Annotated in this window: 2 protein-coding genes; both read right to left on the reverse strand. The window is 71.6% G+C overall.

The features are described from left to right. Nucleotides 1–220 precede the first annotated feature (220 nt). Complete coding sequence (locus FNQ90_RS14400) at nucleotides 221–784, reverse strand: Uma2 family endonuclease (RefSeq protein ID WP_153427081.1); 564 nt, start codon at nucleotides 782–784, stop codon at nucleotides 221–223. A 372-nt stretch (nucleotides 785–1,156) separates the two neighbouring features. Beyond that, the gene (locus tag FNQ90_RS14405; protein WP_182606755.1) at nucleotides 1,157–3,436 is read right to left on the reverse strand and encodes an MMPL family transporter; all 2,280 of its coding nucleotides are present in this window, start codon (nucleotides 3,434–3,436) and stop codon (nucleotides 1,157–1,159) included. Between the last annotated feature and the right edge of the window lie 775 nt (nucleotides 3,437–4,211).

Below are 4,211 nucleotides of genomic sequence, written 5' to 3' on the forward strand. Positions count from 1 at the left end.
GTGGGCGGGTGGGTTCTTTCCCTCCCGTACTTGAATGGAGCCGCAGGTTCACCGACCGTCGGAAAACCGCCGCCCGGTGAACCGACCACCGGTAACCGGCACACCGGCCCCCGGAAAGGGACGCCCGGGCAGTTCGTCGAACACACCTTTGCGATCCCGGAAGGGCCGCTGCCGGAGTCATGGAAAAACCGGCATCGCCTGTCCCCAGCGCCGGGCGTGCCTACTGCCGGGAGAGGCCGGCCGGGTCGATGTCGAGAGGGAACGGGGTCTCCAGGTGGGTGGTCGCACCCGCGAGAGCGGTGGTGCGCTCCACGTAACGGCCGTCACCCAGTTCATGGACGACCAGCATGGGGGCCGGGTCGAACTCCAGTCGCCAGAAGTGGGGGATGGCCGCCTCGGCGTACAGCATCGGCTTGAACTTGCGATCCACGGTGCGGTTCCCGGGAGAGACCAGTTCCACCACGAGCACCACGTCCTCCGCATCGACGCTCACGCCGTCCTCGGCGGTCGCACCGGCGTCGGTCACCACCAGATCGGGCACCACCAGGCCCGAGGGCAGGATGACGTTGATGGCCTCCAGAACCTCGACCGGAGCCTTCGCCGCCCGGGCCGCGGTGTCCAGCATCATGGCGAGGCGGAACGAAGCCCGCTGATGGCGAATGCCCGGCGCGGGAGACATCACGAGTGACTCTCCCAGCAGTTCGTAGCGGGTGGTGCGGTCCTCGGGCAGTGCCAGCACATCGGCGACGGTCCATGGGCCGGTGTGATCGATGGCAACGCTCATTCCCTTTCACCTCCTCCCCGACGGGCGATTCCCGTGTGCCCACTACAGGCGGTGTATGGCCAGCATACGGGCGCTCCCGTCCGCCGGCACCGAATCTCACCGCCGGGTATGAGAGCTCGAACGGCGGTGCCACAGGACCGGCTGTTTCCGGAACACGGACTTGCCGCACCTCCGAGCCGGAATCGATCAAGCCCCGGACCCCCGCCACCGCTTCGGCCCTCCGCTGGACCCACGGAACCCCGGCCGCCAAGGGCCGGGGCACGGGAGACGGGGCCGGGTGCGCGGAAAGGGCCGGGCCCCGCGCGGGGCCCGGCCGGGGTGCCGGCGGGGGCGGGCCCGGTGCGGGGCGCACCGCGCCGGGTCCGCCCCGGTTCAGCCGACCGGCTGCGGCTCCCGCTCCGGCGCCGGGGGTCCTCCGGCGGCCGGCGGGAGTGCGCCGGTCGGGGTGTCGCTGCCGCGCAGGTGCTTCTCCAGGCTCGCGCCCTCCACGTCCACGTTGGGCAGGATCCGGTCCAGCCAGGCCGGCAGCCACCAGGCGCGCCGTCCCAGCAGGCCCATCACGGCGGGCACCAGGGTCATCCGGACGACGAAGGCGTCCAGCAGGATCGCGATCGCGAGGCCGAAACCGATCGCCTTGACCATCATGTCGCCGGCGGTGATGAAGCCGAAGAAGACGCTGATCATGATGATCGCGGCGGCCGTGACCACCCGGGCGTTGAGGTCGAAGCCGGAGACCACCGCCTGCTTCGGGTCCTCGCCGTGGACGTATGCCTCCCGCATCCGGGTGACGAGGAAGACCTCGTAGTCCATGGCCAGGCCGAAGATCACACCGATGAGGAAGATCGGCATCATGCTGACGATCGGTCCGGTCTCGGCGACACCGAACAGGCTCGCCCCCCAGCCCCATTGGAAGACCGCGACCACGGCGCCCAGGGCGGCCAGCACCGACAGCAGGAAGCCGAGGGCGGCCTTCAGCGGGACCAGGAGAGAGCGAAAGACCAGCATCAGCAGCACGAACGCCAGGCCCACCACCAGCGCCAGGTAGGGCACCAGGGCGTCGTCGAGGACCTTGGTGAAGTCGCTCTCGGCGGCGGTCTGGCCGGAGACCAGCACCTGTGCCCCGGTCTCCTCGGCCACCACGGGGGCGACCTCGCCGCGCAGTTCGGCGACCAGGTCGGTGGTCTCCTGATCGGAGGGTCCGGAGGAGGGGAAGGCGACCATCCGGGCGACGTCGCCGGCCTCGTTGAAGGCGGCGGGGGTCACCGCCACCACGCCCTCCAGTTCCGAGGCGCGCTCGGCGGCGCGCTCGGCGGCGGCCTCCGGGTCGTCGGCGTCCCGGGCGTCGAGGACCAGCAGCAGCGGGCCGTTGAAGCCGGGGCCGAAGCCCTCGGAGAGCATGTCGTACGCCTGGCGCTGGGTGGTCTCCTCCGGCTGGGTGCCGTCGTCGCCCATGCCCAGGCGCATGTCGGTGACGGGCAGCGCGAGGAGGCCGAGCAGGGCGACGCAGGCCGCCAGCACGGGGACCGGGCGGCGGAGCACGCCGCGCGCCCAGCGGCTGCCGAAGTTCTCCCGGCCGGAGCGGGAGAAGGTGGCGGGCACGGTGGCCGGGACGCCGCCCCGGTCGGCGTTGGCCTTCCGGATCCGGCGGCCGAAGATGCGCTTGCCGACGAAGCCGAGGACGGCGGGCACCAGGGTCAACGCGACCAGGACGGCCACGGCGACGGTGGCGGCGGCTGCCATGCCCATGCGGGTGAGCATCGGGACGTTGACCACGGCCAGGCCGGCGAGGGCGATGATCACGGTCAGGCCGGCGAAGACGACCGCGGAGCCGGCGGTGCCGACGGCGCGACCCGCGGCCTCCTCCGGCTCCAGGCCGTTGGTCAGCTCGGAGCGGTAGCGGGAGGCGATGAACAGGGCGTAGTCGATGCCGACGGCCAGGCCGATCATCATGGCGAGGATGCCGGTGGTCTCGGTGAGTCCCAGCGTGACGCTGAGGGCGGCGATCCCCGCCATGCCGATGCCGACGCCGAGCAGGGCGGTGACCAACGGAAGGCCCGCCGCGATCATGGAGCCGAAGGTGATCAGCAGGACGACCGCCGCGACGGCGATGCCGATGATCTCGCCGTGTCCGAAGTCGGCTTCTCCGTAGGCGACTTCACCGCTCGCCTCGACCACGAGGCCGGCGTCACGGCCGGCGTCCAGGGCGGCGAACAGTTGGTCGCGCATCTCCGGGGTGATGTCCGCCCAGGTGACGTTGTAGTCGACGGTGGCGTAGGCGACCGTCTCCTCCTCGTTGACGGCGCCGTTCTCGAAGGGCTCGGCGATGTCGACGACGCCCTCGGCGCCGTCCAGCATCCCCAACACCTCATCGATCACGGCCCGGTTGGCGGGGTCGGAGAGGGTCTCGCCCTCGGGGGCGCCGAAGACCACGCGACTGGTGACGGCCTCGGCGCTGGAGTCGGGAAACGCCTCGTCCAGCAGTTCGAACGCCTGTTGGGTCTCGGTGCCGGGGAGGGCGAACTCCTCCTCCACCTCGCCGGTGACGGTGGCGGCGGCTCCGCCGACGGCCAGCAGTACCGCCAGCCAGATGAGGACGACCCGGCCGCGACGCCGGAAGGCGGCGCGGCCCAGTCGATAAAGGAACGTGGCCACGGGAGTCTTCTCCTCCGCTCGCCCCGGAGGGGCGGTGATGGTCGGTGGGTCGGATGACGGTGGTGGGGCTCCGGGAAGCGGCCGGGGGGACCGCTCGCTCCGGGACCGGATACGAATCGTGACGAACTTGATGAAAGTGGTTAATCAGATGAAGGCGACAAAAGACCGAATTCAGGGCTTGCCCGCCCGGTCCCACCACCGGGGCGAGGGCGTGAAGCGGCACGCCGACGACCCGAACGGGACGCGGGGAGGCGGAAAAGTCAGGGGTCTCGGAAGGGGAGGCCGGAAGGCGCCGGGGGGGCGCGCCACGGGCGCGGACACCACCGGCACCCGGTGGGGTGCCGTCCGGCGGGGAGGAGCCGGGGGTCCGGACGCCCGTGCCGTTTCCGAGGGGAACAGCCGGGACGGGGAGCGATGACGTATGCGGGGGATCCGTGGGGAGCGGATCCCTCGCCCTGCATCCCGACAGACGCCGGCGCCCACGGCGGGGATGACACCTCATCCGGAATGTGACCCGGATCACCCGGAGAGGTCGATCATCCGCCCCACCGGCCCCGTTTTCCGGAACGGGTTGCCCGGCGGGCCGCCGCGCCGAAGCATGGAGGAGTGATCGACGAACGGACCGGACGACCCACCGACGGGGACGCCGGGGATGCCAGGAACACCGTGGACGCCGGGAGCGGCGGTTACCCCCGCTTCCCCCACCTCCACGGGGAGCTGATCTGCTTCACCGCCGAGGACGACCTGTGGATCGCGCCCCTGCCCGACCCCGGCC

The sequence above is a fragment of the Streptomyces alkaliphilus genome, assembly GCF_014141535.1.
Taxonomy (GTDB): Bacteria; Actinomycetota; Actinomycetes; order Streptomycetales; family Streptomycetaceae; genus Streptomyces; species Streptomyces alkaliphilus.

What these genes read in the sequence shown, in the direction of transcription:
- FNQ90_RS14400 (WP_153427081.1), bottom strand. Translation starts at nt 784, where the DNA reads ATGAGCGTTGCCATCGATCACACCGGCCCATGGACCGTCGCCGATGTG.